Origin of the sequence: Polaribacter sp. (genome assembly GCF_049276715.1) — a bacterium.
Taxonomy (GTDB): Bacteria; Bacteroidota; Bacteroidia; order Flavobacteriales; family Flavobacteriaceae; genus Polaribacter.
The window spans coordinates 160,164-180,031 of the sequence record NZ_JBASWY010000009.1 but is presented as its reverse complement, the minus strand read 5'-3'; the positions used below and the strand labels follow the sequence as shown (position 1 = coordinate 180,031).

Below are 19,868 nucleotides of genomic sequence, written 5' to 3'. Positions count from 1 at the left end.
CTTTTAATGCAAAAATTAAAGCTTTTAGAGCACAATTTAGAGGGGTTAGGAATATAGAATTCTTCCTTTTTAGATTCACAAATATTTTCGCCTAAATATCAAATCCCACAACTTTATGACTTGATCCGTTTAAATTTCAAATTTTAATTAGCTAACATTTCTGGAGTAGCAACCGTTCTAAAACCCATATGATCCGAACCAGAATCAATAGCAACCCCCATTTTAGCAGATATTCTAAAACTAGCACAATAAGAAGCATGGCATAAAAAAGAACCACCTTTCATTACATGCTCCACTTGGTAAGGATTGCTTGGGCTATAAGATTCTTTTGCTCCTTTCGGATTTAAAAGCGTTTCAGAAGTATCTAATCCAGCATAATAATTTACATTAAATAAATCGCTCGTAATTTCCCAGACATTTCCTAACATATCATATAACCCAACACTATTTGGAGGATACGATTTTACTGCGGATATAAACTCAAAACCATCTTGTGATTCATTTTTTGTCGGAAAAACTCCCTGCCAAGTATTTGCATTACTATTTAAAATTTCTGCATTATTGCCCCAAGTAAAAATGGCATCTGTGTTGTTTCCTTGAGCTGCAGATTCCCATTCTGCCTCAGTTGGCAAGCGTCTGTTCGCCCATTTGCAATAAGCTAATGCATCTTCTAAAGCAATATGCACCACAGGATAATTGTCTTTACCCTCAATGTTAGATTCAGGTCCTTCAGGATGTTGCCAATTAGCACCAATTTTCCAAGTCCACCATTGTTGATAATTATCCATATTAACTAAAGCATTTACACTTTTATTAAAAATTAAACTTCCAGGTTGCAGAATAGAATCGTGAGGTTTTGGAGTTCCAGGTGGCACTTGACTTTTCATTTCTTCCCAATCTATTTGTCGTTCAGCAACAGTTACATATTTAGTATCGTCGACAAATTTTTTAAACTGTTTGTTGGTAACCTCTGTAGCATCAATATAAAAACCATCCACAGTAACTTGATGTGCAGGTTTTTCTCTTGGCATTGCGTACTTGTCGCTTTCTTTTGCACCTTGTAAAAAGGTTTTAGTACCCACCCAAACCATATTCTCAGGAGTCTCTGGTTTGTTTTTATTGATAATTAAACCGTCTTTCTTTGTTTCTTTTTTACATTGGATAAAAGCGAATGAAATTAAAAACAGCACAAGAAAAAAAGAGTTGTATTTTTTATTTGAAGGATAAAACATGATATAATTTTAAAGAACGATAAAAATAATAATTTATTCAAATTTATACAGTAATTAATTAACATATATAACACGTGAATATTCCTGTTTATAGATTCATTTTAATCATAAATAATTGCATTTTATTTATCAATTTAATTTATTTATTAAATTTTAAATAATAAAATTCTATTTTATTAAAGTATTTGTAAAAATTTATTATTTTTATTTATAATATTTGTGTAGATAAATTAAATCTTTAGATTTGCTTATCAAACAAAGAAATTTAAAATGTTAAACATCAATTTTACAAGTTTCTATTTTTACTTTTATTTTTTCAATAAAAGTAGAGACTTTGTATGCTGTTAACAAAAACATATAAAATATAAAGTCTCGAATTTACTTCGAGGCTTTTTTTTTGATATTAAAAAATGAATAAAATTATAGCTATACAAGGAGCAGAAGGCTCAAATCATCATAAAGTTGCGCGCGACTTTTATGGAGAAACCATAGCACTTAAAGAGTGTATGTCTTTCGATTCTTTAGTAGATTGCTTGTTAGACAAATCTGCTACGCAAGGTGTCATGGCTTTAGAGAATACAATTGCGGGTTCAATCATTCCTAATTATGCTTTAATTGATAACAATGATTTGCATATTATTGGGGAAGAGTATTTAAATATTCACCATCATTTAATGGCTTTAAAAGGTCAAGAAATAAAAGATATTAAAGAGGTTTGGTCTCATCCAATGGCATTGTTACAGTGTAAGGAGTTCTTTAAAAAATATCCTCATATTAAATTGGTAGAAGATGTAGACACAGCAGAAGTTGCCAAAAGAATTGCTAAACAAAACTTACATGGTATTGCTGCAATTGCTCCAAAAATTGCTGCTGATATTTTTGGATTGACAGTTTTAGAAGACGAAATTCAAACCATCAAAGACAATTCAACTCGTTTTGTAATTATACAAACTGAAAAGCCAGAGGTTGATGAAACCGTTAACAAAGCATCTATAAAATTTCAATTAAGTCATAAAAGAGGCAGTTTAGCAGCCATTTTAAATGCAATGAGCGATTGCAAAATGAATTTAACTAAAATACAATCTTTACCAGTTATAGATACTCCTTGGAAATATTCCTTTTTTGTTGATGTTACTTTTGATGAATATAATGATTACAAAAAAGCAATTTCACTCATAGAAATTATGGCAGAAGATTTTAAAGTATTAGGGGTTTTTAAAAACGCGAGAATATGATTAAAGCCGCAAAAAGATTAGACACAGTTCAAGAATATTATTTTTCTATTAAATTAAGAGAAGTTAGAAGTTTATTGGCTGCAGGAAAACCAATTATTAATATGGGGATTGGCTCTCCAGATTTACAACCACCAGTAAAAGTTTTAGAAGCAATTTCTAATAGTTTGGGTGATGCAAATGCACATAAATATCAATCTTACCAAGGTTTACCAGAACTAAGAAATGCAATCGCTAGCTTTTATAAAAGTAAGTATTCTGTTGATGCAAATCCAGAAAATGAGATTTTACCATTAATGGGAAGCAAAGAAGGAATTATGCATATTTCTATGGCTTTTTTAAATGAAGGCGATAAAGTATTAATTCCAAATCCTGGGTATCCAACCTATACTTCTGTAACAAAATTAGTAGGTGCAGAACCTTTATTTTATCATTTAAGTGATGAACATTATTGGCAACCAAACTATACTAAATTAGAGAAATTAGATTTAAGTGATGTAAAAATAATGTGGGTAAATTATCCTCACATGCCAACAGGAACAAATGCCAATTTAGAAACCTTTGAAAAGTTGATTGCTTTCGGGAAAAAGCATAATATTTTAATCATCAATGATAATCCTTATAGTTTTATTTTAAACGATAATCCTATTAGTATTTTACAAGTTGATGGTGCAAAAGAGGTTGCTTTAGAACTAAATTCCCTAAGCAAAACGTTTAATATGGCTGGCTGGAGAGTAGGAATGTTGTTGGGCAATGCAACCTATATCAACGAAGTTTTAAAAGTAAAATCGAATATGGATTCTGGCATGTTTTATGGAATTCAAAAAGGAGCAATTGAGGCTTTACAATTATCTAATGATTGGTTTACAACACAAAATAAAATTTACGAAGAACGAAGAAATTTAGTTTGGCAATTGGCAGATAAATTAAATTGTACCTATGATAAAAATGCAACAGGTTTATTTGTTTGGGCAAAAATACCTGAAGGAAAAAAATCTGAAGAAGTTACAGATGCGATTTTATACAACAAAGATATTTTTATTACACCAGGAACGGTTTTTGGTTCTCAAGGAGAAGGATACATTCGTTTTTCATTGTGTGTAACATCTGAAATAATTAAGGAAGCAATTAGTAGATTTGAATAAAGAGTTAGTAGTTTTCAGTTACAGTTGGCCGTGAGTTAGATTATGGAAAAGTTTGAAAAATTGAAGAAAAAAATATAAAATCAATAAAATCCCCTTTCCTTCGGAAAGGGTTAGGGATAGGATTATGAGAAATATATACATGATAGGAATTGGTTTAATTGGTGGTAGTTTTGCTATCGATATTAAAAAACACAATCCAAATGTTGTCATTCACGGAATTAGTAGAAAAGATGAAACTTTAAACGAAGCTCTAGAATTAAAGCTAATAGATAAAAAGGCAACTTTAGATGATTTAGAAAATGCTGATTTGGTAATTGTCTCCATTCCTGTAGATGCAACTGTGCAATTATTACCAACTATTTTAGATAAAATATCTGACACTACTTTAGTAATTGATGCTGGATCTACAAAAGAAGAAATTTGTAAGGTAGTTGAACATCATCCAAAAAGAAGAAATTTTTTAGCCTGTCATCCAATTGCAGGTACTGAAAATTCTGGACCTTCTGCAGCAATTTCTGGCTTATATAAAGGGAAAACAAACATTATTTGCGAAGTAGAAAAAACAACTTTTAAGCTACAAGAAAAAGCATTGCTACTTTTTACAGATCTTGGAATGCGTATTCGTTACATGGATGCAGTTTCGCATGATAAACATATTGCGTATGTTTCGCATTTATCGCACATTAGCGCATTTATGTTAGGTAAAACTGTAATCAATAAAGAAAAAAACGAACGCGATATTTTTGATATGGCAGGTTCAGGTTTTGCGTCTACAGTTCGTTTGGCAAAAAGTTCGCCAGCAATGTGGACACCCATTTTTAAACAGAATAAAGAAAACGTTATTGAAACATTAGAGGAATACATTAGCAATTTACAACATTTTAAAAAGCTGATGCAAGAAGATGATTTCCAGGAAATTTATAAAGAAATGGAAAATACAAATCATATAAAACAAATTTTAAACGGCATAAAATAAAAGCCAAAACAAGTAGAAAAGAATGAAGAATACAAAAGAATTAAGAACATGGTTGGATGATATGAAATTAGATCATCCTCTAGTAATAGCAGGGCCTTGTAGTGCAGAAACTGAAGAACAAGTTTTAAAAATTGCACACGAATTAAAAGATTCTGATGTAAACTATTTTAGAGCAGGTATCTGGAAACCAAGAACAAGACCAGGAATGTTTGAAGGTGTTGGAGAAATTGGTTTACGTTGGTTAAAAAAAGTAAAAGAAGAAACAGGCATGAAAACCTGTACAGAGGTTGCAAATGCAGCTCATGTTAAATTAGCTATTGAAAATGATGTTGATTTATTATGGATTGGTGCACGTTCTACAGTATCGCCATTTATTATGCAAGAAATTGCAGATGCCTTGCAAGGAACAGATAAAATAGTATTGGTTAAAAATCCTGTAAACCCAGATTTAGCCCTTTGGTTAGGAGGTATTGAGAGATTATACACAGCAAATATTAAAAATTTAGGAGCAATTCATAGAGGTTTTTCTACCTACGAAAAAACAAAATATAGAAATATTCCAGAATGGCAATTGGCAATTGAATTTCAAAATCGCTTTCCAGATTTACCATTAATTTGCGATCCTTCGCATATTACAGGAAACAGAGAAATGATTTTTGACGTTTCGCAAACGGCTCTAGATTTAAATTTCGATGGTTTAATGATAGAAACTCATTTCGATCCAGATAATGCTTGGTCTGATGCTGCACAGCAAGTTACACCAGCAAAATTGAAGCAGATTATGGACGATTTAAAAATTAGAAAAGAAACCAATACAGAAGCAGAATACCAAAGTTCTTTAGACAATTTACGTGCGCAAATTAACGTTGCAGACGCACAATTATTAGAAACTTTAGGAAAACGAATGAAAATTGCAGATCAAATAGGAGCCTTAAAGAAAGACAAAAATGTAGCTGTTTTACAATCGAAACGTTGGAACGAAATTCTTGGAAATATGATTTTAGAAGGTGAAAGCAAAGGTTTAAGTGAAGAGTTTATTTTAAAAATGTTCAAGGCTATTCATCAAGAATCTATCAATCATCAAGAAAAAATTATTAACGGATAGTATTTGGGCGTTACCAAGCAAAAAAGCTTGGTCAGGCTTTTCACTATATCTTTTTTCTGAGTTCGAGTGAATTTGCGAAAAGCAAATTCACTCGAACTCAGAAAAAAGGATGTCGTTTCAATCCTTAACGCATATTGCAAGTCTAAAAAGTAAGTTCTTAAAACTAGCTTTTTATAAAACAAAATCTCACAGATTTCAAAATCTATGAGGTTTTGTTTTTTGGTTTAAAATATCACTTAGAGTGAAATTTCTTTTTCAGAAACTTTTATCGAGAAGTTTTTCATCCATTTAAAAAGTTCTCGATACAATTTTCTCTTAAAATCGAAAATCACTCGAACTGACATTATCATTATTAATGAAAATTCTGCATCTTTGTATTAATGACAGGAACAGTTTATAAATCTACAGGAAGTTGGTATCAAGTAAAATCTACTGATGGCGATTTTCATAAATGTAGAATCAAAGGAAAATTTAGAATCAAAGACATAAAAAGCACCAACCCAATTGCAGTTGGCGATAAAGTAGTGTTCGATTTAGAGAAAAAAGGTGATGAAGAAACTGGGGTTATTAAAACCATTTTAGATAGAGATAACTTTATCGTCAGAAAATCTGTAAATCTTTCCAAACAAACCCATATTATTGCTGCAAATGTAGATCAGGTTTTTTTGTTAATCACCATAAACAATCCACCAACATTTACCACTTTTATCGATCGTTTTTTAGTGTCTACAAGAGCTTACAGAATAGATACTATTTTGGTTTTTAATAAAATAGATTCTTACGAAATAGAAGAAAGAGCAGAAATTTTATACTTAAAAGATATTTACGAGGCTATTGGCTACAGATGTGTAGAAGTATCATCAACCGAAAATAAAAACGTAGATAAAATTAAAGAAATGATGCTTGGAAAGACTTCTATGTTTGTTGGGCATTCAGGAGTTGGAAAAACAACGTTGGTAAATGCCATTGAACCTGCTTTAAATCTAAAAACAAAACAAATTTCTGAACAACATAAACAAGGGCAACATACTACAACTTTTGCAGAAATGTTCGATTTAAGGTTCGATGCTCGAATTATAGATACTCCAGGTATTAAAGGTTTTGGAGTTGTAGATATAGATAAATATGAATTGGGAGATTATTTTCCAGAATTTTTTGCCTTAAAACAAGATTGTAAATTTAATAATTGCATCCATACAAAAGAACCGAATTGTGTTGTAAAAGAAGCTTTAGAAGAAGGTAAAGTTTCTTGGTCGCGTTATAAAAGTTATCTGCAAATTCTGGAAGGAGAAGAAGAATCAGAACATTTTAGAACCGATATTTGGAACGAAGAAGAGGATCTCCTTTAATTCCCAAAAAGCTGAATTAACCTCAAAAAATAAAGAGCATGAGTTTCCTTTCCTTTGGAAAGGATTAAGGATAGGAATATGAAAATAGTAATTCAAAGAGTAAGTTCTGCAAGTGTAACTATTAACGCTATAAAAGTTGCAAACATCCAAAAAGGATTGTTAATTCTTTTAGGAATTGTTGCTGATGATGCTCAAGATGATATCGATTTTCTAGTTAGAAAAACAGCCAATCTTAGAATTTTTAATGATGAAAACGAAGTGATGAATAATTCATTACTCGATGTTAATGGAGAAGTAATTGTAGTGAGTCAGTTTACTTTGCATGCAGCTACCAAAAAGGGAAATAGACCCAGTTATATAAAAGCGGCAAAACCAGAAATAGCCATTCCTTTGTATAAAAGCTTTGTATCATCTTTGGAAAAAGAGTTGAATAAAAAAGTGCAAACAGGCGAATTTGGAGCAGATATGAAAGTAGAACTTTTAAATGATGGACCTGTAACCATCATCATCGATTCTAAAAATAAAGAGTAATTTTTATGTTTTTTTATGATGCACATACACATACTTTTTCTTTAGAAAAAAATACTTTTTCGATTGTAAATACCTATCCAGATTCAACTAATTTTTCAAATCCATTTTCAATTGGTATCCATCCTTGGTTCATCAATCAAAATAAAATTGATGAAGAATTGTTAATTATTCAAGAAAAACTAAAACTCGAAAACTGTTTTGCAATAGGCGAATGTGGCTTGGATAAAATCATAAAAACAGATTTTGAACTTCAAAAAGAAGTTTTTAAAAAGCAAGTTCACTTATCAGAAAAATATCAAAAACCATTAATTATTCATTGTGTAAAAGCGCATCAAGAAATTATCGAAATTAAAAAAGAGATCAACCCAAATCAAATTTGGATTTTACATGGTTTCAACAAAAATCTTCAAATTGCAGAAAGTCTGCTTAAAAACGGAATTATTTTATCATTTGGAGAAGAAATCATCAATAATAAAAAATTGCAAGAAGTGGTTTCTAAAATTCCAATTTCATCAATTTTAGTAGAAACTGATACTTCTGAATTAGCTATTGAAAAGTTTTATGAGAAAATATCAGAGGTGAAAAACATCAATTTAAAAGATTTACAAACAGAAATAAAACAAAATTTTAAAAACATATTTAAAAAATGAGTTGGTTAGAACGTACAGAATTGTTGGTGCAAAAAGAAGGTTTAGAAAAACTACAAAATGCCAATATTTTAATTATTGGTTTGGGTGGAGTTGGCTCTTTTGCAGCAGAATTTATTGCAAGAGCAGGAATTGGAAAAATGACCATTGTAGATGGTGATGTTTTTGATGTTACCAATAAAAACAGACAATTACCAGCCTTAGATTCTACCATAGGAAAACCGAAAGCGAAGGTTTTAGAAGCCAGATTAAAAGACATAAATGCTGAATTAGAATTAACAGTTTTAGAAGAATTTATATCTCCAGAACGTGCTTTAGCAATTGTAACCAATGAGTTTGATTATGTGCTAGATTGTATAGATAGTATTACTCCAAAACTAAATTTATTAATTGCTGCAAAACGTAAAAAAGTAAAGTTAATAAGTTCTATGGGTGCAGGAGGTAAGCTAGATGCAACCAAAATAAAAGTTACAGACATTGGTAAAACTCGCAATTGTAAAATGGCAAAATTTTTAAGAAAAAGATTAAAGAAAGTAGGCATTACAAAAGGGATTAAAGCTGTTTATTCCGAAGAAATTCAAATTCCAGAAAGTTTAAAAACAACCGATGGAAAAAATTATAAAAAATCTTTTTATGGCACCATAAGCTATATGCCTGCTGCTTTTGGGTTACAAGCTGCTGCTCATGTTATTAATTATTTGTTAAAAAAGTAAAAAATAGTTTCCTTGGAAAATAATTTACCATATATTTGCCATGGAAAATAAATTATAAAAACATTAAATTTACATAGACATGAAAAAATCGATTATTACATTATTAGTATTAGCAGCTGTATTTACGGCATTTAAAAGTCCAAAAAAAGAAAGTGTAGTTTTAAACGACGCAATTAAAATCAGTAAAACTTCTACAGAGGACAATGTTGATGTAACTGCATCTATCTTAACTTGGAAAGGATCTAAACCAACAGGTTCTCATGATGGAACAGTTGCTTTAAAAAGCGGAAATTTAGAGATGAAAAATGGTTCTTTAATAGGAGGTGTATTTGTAGTAGATTTAAATACCATTAAAAATTTAGACATGGAAGGTTCTGGAGGAGCAGATAAAATTGTTGGTCATTTAAAAGGGGCCGATTTTTTTGATGTAGCGAAATACCCAACTTCTACATTTACAATTACAAGTGTTAAAAACAACGATTCGAATTTAGCAGTTACAGGTAATTTACAGATTAAAGATGTAACAAAAAGCATTACAATACCTGCAACAATTACTACAGAAGATGGTGTAATCACTTTTAAAAGCGAAACCTTTAATGTAAATAGAGCAGATTTTAATGTAAAATATGGTTCTAAATCTTTCTTCGATAATTTAAAAGATAAATTTATTGATGATATGATGGAGTTTTCTTTTACTGTAAAAACAAAAGCATAATAAATATTAATATTAACTAAAAAACAGATAACTATGAAAAATAATAAAGCAAACAGACCTTGTGGATGTGGAAATACTGCAAACCCAGATGGATATTGTGATGGATCACATTTAAATAAATAGTATTTAAAATTTAAAACCCAAAACTTTTTAGTTTTGGGTTTTTTTTATATTTTGGGGAACTTATAAAGTTGCTATGTTCTCCCAAAAAAAAATAATTTTTTTAATATCTATTTTTGTTTTCTCTTTAAATGTTTTAGGGCAGAATAACGAATTAATTGCGTTGCTTATACCTTCTGAACTTATAGAAGATGCCAATGCTGTGGTTAGAAATAGCTCAGTAGAAATTACAATTGAAGATGTAGATAAAATGGTTGTTACTAAAAGAGAAGTAGTAACCGTTTTAAATAAACTCGGTAACTCAGATGCAAGAATTGTAGAAAGCTACGATGATGACACAAAAATAACTGACCTATCTGCTATTATTTACGATGCATTTGGAAATGAAATAAAAAAATATAAAGAAAGAGATTTCTTAGACGTAAGTGCTGTAGATGGTGGAACTTTATACTCAGACTCTAGAGTAAAATATGTAGATTATAATCCAGTATCTTATCCTTATACTTTGGTTTTTGAATCTACTTATAAGACTTCCTCAACTGGTTTTATTCCATCTTGGTTTCCTGTAAATGGCTATTATGTTTCTGTGGAAAAAAGTAGTTACAAAATTCATAATCCGAATGCAATTTCTTGGAGGAAAAAAGAGGCTAATTTTAAAGGTTTTAATATCGAAAAAAGCGAATCTGAAACAGAATTGGTGTATACAATTAAAAATCAAAAGGCTTTCGAATATGAAAATAGTTCACTTTCTTCGAGAGATTTTTTACCAATGCTAAAAATGGCATTAGATAAGTTTACATTAAAAGGGGTTTATGGAGAAGCAAATAACTGGAAAGAATTTGGCAAATGGATGCATAAATCTTTATTGGAAGGCAGAGATATTATAGATGAAACTACTAAAAAAGAGATTTTAGATTTAGTTAAAGATGCTAAAAGTTCTTTAGAAAAAGCCAAAATTATTTACCAGTTTATGCAAAATAAAACACGTTACATAAGCGTGCAAGTGGGTATTGGTGGTTGGGAGCCAATAGCAGCAAATTTAGTTGATGAAGTAGGTTATGGAGATTGTAAAGGTCTAGCAAATTACACAAAAGCATTGTTAGATGTGGTAGGTGTTACAGCTTATTATACAGTAGTTTATGCTCAAGAAAAAAGAAATTTAGACAAAGGGTTTGCATCAATTCAGGGGAATCATGTTATAATAAATTTACCAAATAATGGTAAAGATATTTGGTTAGAATGTACAAGCCAAACTGCACCTTTTGGTTTTTTAGGAGATTTTACAGACGATAGAGATGTTTTAGTAATAACGCCAGAAGGAGGTATTATAAAACATACAACACAATATAAAGATGATGTAAATCTTCAAACTACAAAAGCAGATATAACTTTAACAGATACTGGTGATGTAAATGCAAGTTTAGATATAGTTTCTAAAGGAACTCAATATGATGATAAATATTACTTAGTAGATTTTACAGAAGAAGAATTATTTAAAAACTACAAATCTAGAGTTTGGAGTTACAATAACAATTTAGAAATAAATACTTATAAACTTACGAATAATAAAGATGAAGTTGAATTTACTGAGAATTTAAACATCACCATAAAAGACTATGCTACTATAAACGAAAACGAATATTTATTTAGAGTAAATGTTTTTAACAATAATAACTTCGTTCCTAAAAGGTACAGAAACAGAGTTTTACCTTTAAAAATTGATAGAGGTTTTAAAGATGTAGATGAGTACAAAATAAATCTTCCTATTAAATATAACATCACTTCTTTGCCAGAAAATACAGAGTTGGAAACTAAATTCGGAGTCTATAAAATTAGTTTTGAAAAATTAAATGATACTTCTTTTATTTATAAAAGAGAATTATCAATTAAAGAAGGTACACATTCAAAAGAAGATTATGATGAATATCGAGATTTTAGAAAAAAAGTAGCCAAATTAGAAAACATAAGAATAGCCATTACAAAAAAATAAAAGTTATGAAGAAAATAATATTTGCATTATCAATATGTATTGCAACTTGTACAGTTGCTCAAGATTATAAATTCGGTAAAGTTTCAGAAGAAGAAGTTTCAGAGAAATTTTATCCATTAGATTCTACAGCAGATGCTGCTTATCTATATAAATATAGAAGAACTTACATGGATTATTCTCAAAATGTAGGTTTTCAATTGATAACAGATGTGCATCACAGAATTAAAATATACACCAAAGAGGGGTTTGATTATGCAACAAAATCCATTTTCTTTTACGATCCAGATAAAGGAAGTTCAGAATCTGTAAAAGGGATTAAAGGCTATACTTTTTACATTGAAAACGGAAAATTAGAAAGTGAAAAATTGTCTAAAGATGGTATTTTTAAAGAAGAATTAAACGACTTTAACAGCAGTTATAAAATTACAATGCCCAAAATTGGTGAAGGTTGTGTAATTGAGTTTAAGTACACAATTGTTTCTCCTTATGAAAAATATATAGAAGATGTAGAGTTTCAAAAAGCGATACCCATAAAAAAATTAGAATGTAAAATTGAATATGCAGAGTTTTATGTGTTTAACAAAACTAGCAAAGGTTTTCATACAGTGCCCATGAAAACCGATTCTAGAAGTAATATAATTGGAAGTACAAGTTTTAGAACCAATATATTTTCTTTTGATGACGAAAATATACCAGCTTTAAAAAATAACGAACCTTATGTTGCTAACATTAATAATTACAGAGGAGGTATGAAATTTGAAATTTCTCAAACTAATTTTCTAGCTATTGGTGGTGAATTTAAAAACTATGCTACTTCTTGGGAAAACATTAGTAAAGAAATTTTTAAGTCTCAAAGCTTTGGAGAAGAACTTGAAAAAACTAGCTATTTTAAAGACGATTTAGAGAAAATACTTGCTGTAGCAAAAACAGATGATGATAAAATAAATGCTATTTTTCAATTCGTAAAAAAGAAAGTAAAATGGAATGGTTCTTATGGTAAATATACAAGTAAAGGAGTTAGAACTGCTTACAAAGAAAATGCGGGTAATGTTGCAGATGTAAATCTAATATTAACCTCTATGTTAAGAGAAGCTGGTTTAAATGCAGATCCAGTTTTAGTAAGTTCTAGAGGAAATGGAGTGCCACTTTTCCCTACCAATAAAGGTTTTGATTATGTAATTTCTGTGGTTAAGTTTCCAGACAATTCTTATGTGCTTTTAGATGCTACAGAAGAATATAGTGTGCCTAATATTTTACCTGTTAGAGCTCTAAATTGGGATGGAAGAATAGTTACAAAAGATGGTGATTCTGACTGGGTAAAGCTATCATCAACAAACCATGCAACAGAAGAAAACATGGTTATTGTTAAAGTTACTGATGATTTAGCTTTAGAGGGTTTTATTAGAACAAAATACGATAATTTAAACGCTTTAAATTTTAGAAGAAATAACAATCACTTAAAAGAAGAAGTCTTAATTACTAAATACGAAGAAAATAATAAAATAGAGATTGATGAGTTTAAAATTGCAAACGAAGAGGATTTAGATTTACCAGTTACTAGAAGTGTTAAATTTACTTCAGAAGACTTAGTTGAAACCATAAATAATAAAGTATACATTGAACCATTATTATTTTTAACGCAACATAATAATCCTTTTAAATTAGAAGATAGAAAATTTCCAGTAGATTTTGCAACAGCTTGGAAAGATATTACCAGAGCTTCTATAGAAATTCCTGCAGGCTATAAAATAGAATCATTACCAGAAGCTTTGGCTATAGGATTACCAGACAATATTGGTGTTTTTAAATATCAAGTTCAAGAACTAGGAAATAAAATTAAAACAGTATCTGTTTTAGAATTTAATTCTCCAATGATTCCTCCTCAATATTATGCGTTTTTAAAGGATTTTTATGGCAAGTTGGTTGCGAAACAATCTGAAAAAATTGTGTTAGTTAAGATCTAGTTTTACAGACTAAAAATAAATTATACTACCCAAAACTTTTTAGTTTTGGGTTTTCTTTTACAAATTAATTACAGTGGTATTTTTTACTTGTTCAATAGCAAAAGTGCTGTGAGTACTGCCAATATATTTTATAGCGGTTAATTTTGTAACCATAAAATTTCTATATTCTTCCATATCTTTTACAAATATTTTTAAAATATAATCATAATCGCCACTTACATGAAAACATTCAGAAACTTCTTCTAGTTTTAAAATCTCACGTTCAAAAGTAGTTACATAATCTTTGGAATGTTGCACCAATTTTATATGGCAAAACACTAAAAAAGACTTTTCTATTTTATTTTTATTGATGATTGCCACATACTTCTCAATCACCTTTTCCTTTTCTAATTTTTTAATGCGTTCATACACAGCAGTAACAGACAAGTTGAGTTGTAAAGACAACTGTTTGGTAGTTTGTTTACTATCATTTTGTAATAAATTGATGAGTTTTTTATCTGTAGAATCTAACTGCATACTTAAAAATTTTCTACTAAATTAATTTTATCCTTAATTATTAGTTTTTAAAACTATATAACAAATCAAATTTAGATAAATAATCTATATATGAATGTATATATTGATATTAATTCTGTTTAGCTGTTTCTTTGATATAAAATAAAACTATTAATTATGAGTTTCAATCCAGCAAACAACATTCAAGATTTACAATATTTTGGCGAATTTGGAGGTGTAAATCCATCCATTTCAGATTCATCAACCTATACATTTTTATCAGCAAAAACCATGTTCGATACTTTTGAAGGCAATGCAGATGGTTGTTACTTATATTCACGTCATTCAACACCTTCAAATTTATATTTAGGAGAGGCTTTAGCAGCAATGGAAGGCACAGAAACAGCAAATGTTACTGCTTCAGGAATGGGAGCTATAACTCCGGTTTTATTGCAGTTGTGTAATGCTGGCGATCATATAGTTTCGAGCAGAACTATTTATGGAGGTACGTATGCTTTCTTAAAAAATTTCACTCCAAAATTGGGCATTGAAACTAGTTTTGTAGACATTACCAAATTAGATGTTGTGGAAGCATCCATCACAAAAAACACAAAAATTTTATATTGCGAATCTGTAAGTAATCCACTTTTAGAAGTCGCAGATATTAAAGGCTTATCACTTTTAGCAAAAAAATACAATTTAAAATTAGTAGTAGATAATACGTTTTCTCCACTTTCAATTTCACCAGCAAAACTAGGTGCAGATATTGTTTGCCATAGTTTAACAAAATTTATAAACGGTTCTTCAGATACTGTTGGAGGCGTAGTTTGTGGCTCTCAAGAATTTATTAACGATTTAAGAAATGTAAATGATGGAGCTTGTATGTTGTTAGGTTCTACTATGGATAGTTTACGAGCAGCATCTGTTTTAAAAAACATGCGAACTTTGCACATCCGAATGAAACAGCACAGTAAAAATGCTTCTTTTTTGGCTGATAAATTTCAAGCTGATGGTTTAAAAACAGTGTATCCAGGTTTGGAAAGTCATCCTTCTCATCAACTTTTTAAAAGTATGATGAATGCAGAATATGGTTTTGGAGGTATGTTAACTGTTGATGTTGGTTCTTTAGAAAAAGCCAATGAATTAATGGAACTAATGCAACACAAAAATTTGGGTTATTTAGCTGTAAGCTTAGGTTTTTACAAAACATTATTTTCAGCTCCAGGAAGTTCTACATCCTCAGAAATACCAGAAGATGAGCAAAAAGAAATGGGTTTATCTGATGGACTAATTCGTTTCTCTATTGGTTTAGATAATGATATTGAAAGAACTTATAAAATGATGAAAGCTTGTATGGTTGAGGTTAAAGTATTGTAAAATACCTATTTATAGGTATTTTATGAAGTTAGAATATGTCTTTTATTTGTAATAAACTTAAACTTTATTTATTATGAAAAAAATATTCAAATTCCTTTTTATGATGTTACTAGTTACTTCTTGTGGTGGAAGTGATTCAGAAGAATTAACAATGGAAATAGATCCTTCTAACCCAGACGAATTATCTAGAGCCATAGTTATTCAAGGAAATGTGGTAACTGGGACTCCTCCAGCATCTAGTACTAGCAGTAATGCACCAAATGTTTCTAACAACCAAAGTGCTGCCAGAATTACGAATGATAATGTTTTGGCATTGCCTTTTTCTTATAGCTCAACAACTACAAATGGTTATGGTGGCTGTTATGTTCAGGTGAATGGAGCATCTACTTATTGGGATATACCAAGTACAGGATCAACGCAATCTAGTGGTCAAATTATTTTACCTGTAGGAATACCAGCTACTGTTTTAGATGGTAATTTTACAATCGTATATTGTATTTACGATAGTAATGGTTTGGTAAGTAATGTGTTATCAACAAATGTTACAATAGCTCCTCCAAAAACTTGTCCAGGTTTTGAGTCTGGTAGCGATGGTTTAACAATTTTTGAATACGATTTAGGTTCTAATTCTGGAGATGTAACTATTAGTTATGATACTTATAGTGTGCCAGATAGAATCGATGTACTTTATAATGATGTTTGGGTAGATGGAACAGGTAGTTCTCTAGGCTCAGGCCAGTTTCCTCCACAACTTAATTGTAATAATGCTACAGTAAGTGATGGTTTTGTTGGAGAAAGAGGTACTTTTACCGTAAATCACAATCCAGCTAATGGTAGTAAACTAAAAATTTATGTTTCTGGTTGTATAGGAAGCAGCACAGCTTGGGATATTCAAGTTAGTTGTCCGCAATAAAAAATAAATGATTGTTCTAAAAATGAATCCTGCTATTTGCAGGATTTTTTTTATTCTCCCTTAATTCGTTCTATAAACAAACTAAAATCCTCTTTACTAGGTGTAGTTCCGTCAAAAGGTAAAATATCCCATTCTCCATTTTTATGAAACAGGGTAAAGTTAAAAACGGAAGTCTTTGCATCCTCAGGGTTTAATGGAGGATATCTTAAATCTACATATTTATAAGTACCTACTTTTTCTTTTTTATAAAGATTAAAATATCCATTACTAAACCAAACAAGGGTTTGTAAATTATCATCATTCATATCAATTAAATTGTGCTTTTTTTCAATTTTAATCACCTTTTCTGAGATAGAACTTTTATCAAATAAAGAATAAAAAGCAAAATGATAATGGTTTTCAGTTTCTGCAACTGCATACCATAAAAAATTATTTAAAATAGTAGGTTGAGCAGTAAATCGTTTATAAGAAATTCCACCTTTTTGAAATGATTTATCAAAAACAGTATCCATATAAAATTTATTGAAAACCGTAAAAAGCATATAAACAGAACTTATATAAATGCCTGCTTTTAACCAAATTTGTCTTTTATTATTTGTTCTTTTAAAAAACATCAAAACTAGCATACAAATTAAAAAAGGAAGGGTATAAAAAGGATCTACCACAGAAATGTTGTTAAAAGCAACTCTATAATTAGAAAATGGCGCAAATAATTGGGTGCCATAAGGTGTAAAACAATCTAAAATAGGATGTGTGAAAATAGCCCAAAAGAAAAGTAAAATCCAATCTTTAAGGGTTGTTGTTGCTATTCTTTTTCCAGAATTATATAGTTTGTAAGTAAGCCATCCAAAGAAAAAAACACTTAAAATTGTAAATAAAATAGAGTGCATAAAACCTCTATGAAAAGCCATTGCTTGTATTTCGTTGTTGTACAAAAATCGTCCAACAAAAATATCTAAATCTGGTATTGTACCTCCAATTGCTCCAAATAGCAAAGCCTTATTTCCTATTTTTTTTCCAAGAACAGCTTCTCCACAAGCAGCGCCTAAAACAATTTGAGTAATTGAATCCATGTTTACAAAAATAAGTCAACCAATTTGATTTGCATAAGATTTTGTAAAATCGTAACATTACACAACAAAAAAAGTTTATCGAATGCAAGACAGTAAAAATTTATCAGAAATTAATATAGAAGACCAAAAAATTATAGATAACAAAGAGCTAAATATTTGGGAGGCGTTAATTCCAGTATTTATTCTTATGGGTTTATTGGCCTATAATATTTTTTATAAAGATGGTGCTTGGTTTGGAGATTACTCGAATCAATATATTTTATTGATGGGAGGTGTAGTTTCGGCTATTGTTGGTTTTTTAAATAAAGTTTCTATTCAAAGAATGGCTGCAGAAGTTTGGGAAAACTGGAAAAGTATTTTTGTACCTATAATTATTCTTGTGTTAGTGGGTGCCTTGGCTGGTACTTGGTTAGTAAGTGGTATAATTCCTGCAATGGTTTATTATGGATTACAAGTATTGAGTCCTGCAATATTTTTACCTGCTTCTGTAATTATAGCTGCCATTATTTCAATTGCTACAGGTAGTTCTTGGACTACTTCTGCAACAGTGGGTATTGCTTTAATTGGTATTGGAAGTGCCTTAGGAATCCCAACAGGAATGATTGCTGGAGCCGTAATTTCTGGAGCTTATTTTGGCGATAAAATGTCTCCACTTTCAGATACAACCAATCTTGCACCAGCAATGGCTGGTACAGATTTGTTTACGCACATAAAATATATGGCATACACAACAGTACCAACTATAATAATTACATTAATTGTTTTTGCTATTTTAAGTGGAACTGTAGATACTACAGGAAGTGCAGATATAAGCGATTTATTAGCAAGTATAAAGAGTACTTTTCACATAACTCCTTGGTTATTTTTAGTGCCAGGTGCAGTAATTGCAATGATTTTATTAAAAACAAAACCATTAATTGCGTTGGGTGCAGGTATTCTTTTAGCAATTGTTTTTGCCTTTATTTTTCAAACAGATGTATTATTGGGGATATCAAACTCAGAATTTTATGCTATTATAAATTCTATTTGGACAGACGTTCAAGTGGTAACTGATAATGATAAACTAACTGAATTGTTTTCTTCGAGTGGAATTTTAGGAATGCTTTGGACCATCTTATTAATTATTTGTGCGATGGTTTTTGGAGGAATTATGGATGCAATTGGAGCTTTAGCTAGAATTACTAAAAGTTTACTTTCTGTGGCAACTTCTATTTTTGGCTTATTTGCAAGTACAGTTGTAAGTTGTTTGGGTTTAAATATTGTTGCTTCAGACCAATATTTGGCCTTAGTAATACCTGGTAAAATGTTTAAAAAAGCTTACGTAGATAGGGGTTTGGCACCAGAAAATTTAAGTAGAACTTTAGAAGATTCTGGAACAGTTACTTCGGTTTTAATCCCTTGGAATACTTGTGGGGCATATCAATCTGGAGTATTAGGAGTAGGAGTAGGAGAGTACTTTATGTATGCCATTTTTAATTGGTTAAGCCCTTTTATGACCTTACTATTTGCTGCTTTAAATCTTAAAATTAGAATGTTAAAGGATAAATAATGATTGAACTCGCAGTTCTTTCTGATGCCAAAAAACTTACAGAAATTGCATTAAGATCAAAAGCTTTTTGGGGTTATTCTAGTGAACAGATAAAAAACTGGACAGCAGATTTAACAGTTTCAGAAAAAATGATTCAAGAAATGATCGTTTATAAATGTATTCTTGAAACTGAAATCATTGGTTTTTATATTTTAAATCAACCAAAAGAAAAAACGATTGAACTAGAGTTTTTGTTTGTCTTGCCAAAATTTATGGGCAAAGGAATTGGAAATAAATTAATAACCCATGCTTTCGAAAAAGCAATTTCCTTAAAATGTAATTCTATAAATTTATTGGCAGACCCGAATGCAGTTCCCTTTTATGAATCAAAAGGATTTATAATTATTGATCAAAAAGAAAGTGCTATTTTTGGGCGTTTTTTACCTGTGATGCAAAAAGATTTAATACAATAGAAATCAAGAGCAAAACCCAAGGTGTTCCATGCAAAAGAACATCAAACCAATCTTGGGCTTGCATCGCATTTTCCCCAGAAAAAGCATTTCCACCTAAAATCCATTGCAGTTTGCCCCAAATATGAGGAGGATTAAAAGGTGCTAAACCTAAAGTTAAACTAGCAATTAAAAAGAGTTTCCAGTTATTTTTAAGTTGATTTTTCATTTTTAAAACTTCTCGATACAATTTTTTCATTCTTCAAAAATCACTCGAAGTGACATTTTTCTAATACTAAACACCAATTCCAATT

The 19,868-nt window shown here is 30.2% G+C and carries 19 protein-coding genes and 1 pseudogene; 16 read left to right on the top strand and 4 right to left on the bottom strand.

Features of this window, described 5'->3' with window-relative positions; genetic code table 11:
* A pseudogene (locus WAO74_RS03010) lies at positions 1 to 95 on the top strand (transposase); the annotation flags it as partial.
* Positions 96 to 143: 48 nt separating this feature from the next.
* On the opposite strand, the gene WAO74_RS03005 reads toward WAO74_RS03010, so the two are convergent.
* On the bottom strand, positions 144 to 1,232 hold the full coding sequence (locus WAO74_RS03005; protein ID WP_422159563.1) for a formylglycine-generating enzyme family protein: 1,089 nt from the start codon (positions 1,230 to 1,232) through the stop codon (positions 144 to 146).
* 410 nt (positions 1,233 to 1,642) lie between these two features.
* On the opposite strand from WAO74_RS03005, the gene WAO74_RS03000 reads away from it, so the two are divergent.
* From WAO74_RS03000 to WAO74_RS02950, 11 genes are all read left to right on the top strand, one after another.
* Positions 1,643 to 2,467 carry a prephenate dehydratase gene (locus tag WAO74_RS03000; protein ID WP_422159561.1) on the top strand — a complete coding sequence of 275 codons (825 nt, stop codon included), beginning with the start codon at positions 1,643 to 1,645 and terminating at the stop codon, positions 2,465 to 2,467.
* The gene (locus WAO74_RS02995) at positions 2,464 to 3,609 is read left to right on the top strand and encodes a pyridoxal phosphate-dependent aminotransferase (protein WP_422159560.1); all 1,146 of its coding nucleotides are present in this window, start codon (positions 2,464 to 2,466) and stop codon (positions 3,607 to 3,609) included. Before WAO74_RS03000 ends, WAO74_RS02995 begins: the two co-directional genes overlap by 4 nt.
* 124 nt (positions 3,610 to 3,733) lie before the next feature.
* Complete coding sequence (locus WAO74_RS02990) at positions 3,734 to 4,585, top strand: prephenate dehydrogenase (protein ID WP_422159559.1); 852 nt, start codon at positions 3,734 to 3,736, stop codon at positions 4,583 to 4,585.
* Between the two features lie 22 nt (positions 4,586 to 4,607).
* Positions 4,608 to 5,690, top strand: coding sequence for a chorismate mutase (locus WAO74_RS02985; protein ID WP_422159558.1), 1,083 nt, complete (start codon positions 4,608 to 4,610; stop codon positions 5,688 to 5,690).
* A 380-nt stretch (positions 5,691 to 6,070) separates the two neighbouring features.
* The gene (gene rsgA / locus WAO74_RS02980) at positions 6,071 to 7,039 is read left to right on the top strand and encodes a ribosome small subunit-dependent GTPase A (RefSeq protein WP_422159557.1); all 969 of its coding nucleotides are present in this window, start codon (positions 6,071 to 6,073) and stop codon (positions 7,037 to 7,039) included.
* Positions 7,040 to 7,117: 78 nt separating this feature from the next.
* Positions 7,118 to 7,570: a D-aminoacyl-tRNA deacylase gene (dtd, locus tag WAO74_RS02975; protein WP_422159555.1), complete on the top strand. Its 453-nt coding sequence runs from the start codon at positions 7,118 to 7,120 to the stop codon at positions 7,568 to 7,570.
* Positions 7,571 to 7,575: 5 nt separating this feature from the next.
* Positions 7,576 to 8,220, top strand: a complete 645-nt coding sequence (locus tag WAO74_RS02970) for a TatD family hydrolase (protein WP_422159553.1) — start codon at positions 7,576 to 7,578, stop codon at positions 8,218 to 8,220.
* A complete protein-coding gene (locus tag WAO74_RS02965) occupies positions 8,217 to 8,930 on the top strand; it encodes a tRNA threonylcarbamoyladenosine dehydratase (protein ID WP_422159551.1) in 714 nt (237 codons plus the stop codon). Before WAO74_RS02970 ends, WAO74_RS02965 begins: the two co-directional genes overlap by 4 nt.
* Before the next feature lie 79 nt (positions 8,931 to 9,009).
* On the top strand, positions 9,010 to 9,645 hold the full coding sequence (locus WAO74_RS02960) for a YceI family protein (RefSeq protein WP_422159549.1): 636 nt from the start codon (positions 9,010 to 9,012) through the stop codon (positions 9,643 to 9,645).
* Between the two features lie 196 nt (positions 9,646 to 9,841).
* Entirely contained in the window at positions 9,842 to 11,755 is a 1,914-nt protein-coding gene (locus WAO74_RS02955) for a DUF3857 domain-containing protein (protein WP_422159547.1), read from the top strand.
* Between the two features lie 5 nt (positions 11,756 to 11,760).
* Entirely contained in the window at positions 11,761 to 13,719 is a 1,959-nt protein-coding gene (locus WAO74_RS02950; protein WP_422159545.1) for a transglutaminase domain-containing protein, read from the top strand.
* Between the two features lie 57 nt (positions 13,720 to 13,776).
* Here WAO74_RS02950 and WAO74_RS02945 read toward each other — a convergent pair whose 3' ends face one another.
* On the bottom strand, positions 13,777 to 14,235 hold the full coding sequence (locus WAO74_RS02945) for an Lrp/AsnC family transcriptional regulator (RefSeq protein ID WP_422159543.1): 459 nt from the start codon (positions 14,233 to 14,235) through the stop codon (positions 13,777 to 13,779).
* 156 nt (positions 14,236 to 14,391) lie between these two features.
* Here WAO74_RS02945 and WAO74_RS02940 point away from each other — a divergent pair, with 156 nt between their 5' ends.
* Together WAO74_RS02940 and WAO74_RS02935 are read left to right on the top strand one after the other, a co-directional pair.
* Positions 14,392 to 15,591 carry an aminotransferase class I/II-fold pyridoxal phosphate-dependent enzyme gene (locus tag WAO74_RS02940; RefSeq protein ID WP_422159541.1) on the top strand — a complete coding sequence of 400 codons (1,200 nt, stop codon included), beginning with the start codon at positions 14,392 to 14,394 and terminating at the stop codon, positions 15,589 to 15,591.
* A 73-nt stretch (positions 15,592 to 15,664) separates the two neighbouring features.
* Positions 15,665 to 16,504, top strand: a complete 840-nt coding sequence (locus WAO74_RS02935) for a hypothetical protein (protein WP_422159539.1) — start codon at positions 15,665 to 15,667, stop codon at positions 16,502 to 16,504.
* Between the two features lie 50 nt (positions 16,505 to 16,554).
* Here WAO74_RS02935 and WAO74_RS02930 read toward each other — a convergent pair whose 3' ends face one another.
* Positions 16,555 to 17,577, bottom strand: a complete 1,023-nt coding sequence (locus WAO74_RS02930) for a metal-dependent hydrolase (protein ID WP_422159537.1) — start codon at positions 17,575 to 17,577, stop codon at positions 16,555 to 16,557.
* Between the two features lie 82 nt (positions 17,578 to 17,659).
* On the opposite strand from WAO74_RS02930, the gene WAO74_RS02925 reads away from it, so the two are divergent.
* Both WAO74_RS02925 and WAO74_RS02920 read left to right on the top strand, forming a co-directional pair.
* Positions 17,660 to 19,126, top strand: coding sequence for a Na+/H+ antiporter NhaC family protein (locus WAO74_RS02925; RefSeq protein ID WP_422159535.1), 1,467 nt, complete (start codon positions 17,660 to 17,662; stop codon positions 19,124 to 19,126).
* A complete protein-coding gene (locus WAO74_RS02920; RefSeq protein WP_422159533.1) occupies positions 19,126 to 19,578 on the top strand; it encodes a GNAT family N-acetyltransferase in 453 nt (150 codons plus the stop codon). The genes WAO74_RS02925 and WAO74_RS02920 overlap by 1 nt, the downstream gene beginning before the upstream one ends.
* On the opposite strand, the gene WAO74_RS02915 is transcribed toward WAO74_RS02920, so the two are convergent.
* Positions 19,529 to 19,783: a hypothetical protein gene (locus WAO74_RS02915; RefSeq protein ID WP_422159531.1), complete on the bottom strand. Its 255-nt coding sequence runs from the start codon at positions 19,781 to 19,783 to the stop codon at positions 19,529 to 19,531. The two genes, WAO74_RS02920 and WAO74_RS02915, sit on opposite strands and share 50 nt — an antisense overlap.
* Between the last annotated feature and the right edge of the window lie 85 nt (positions 19,784 to 19,868).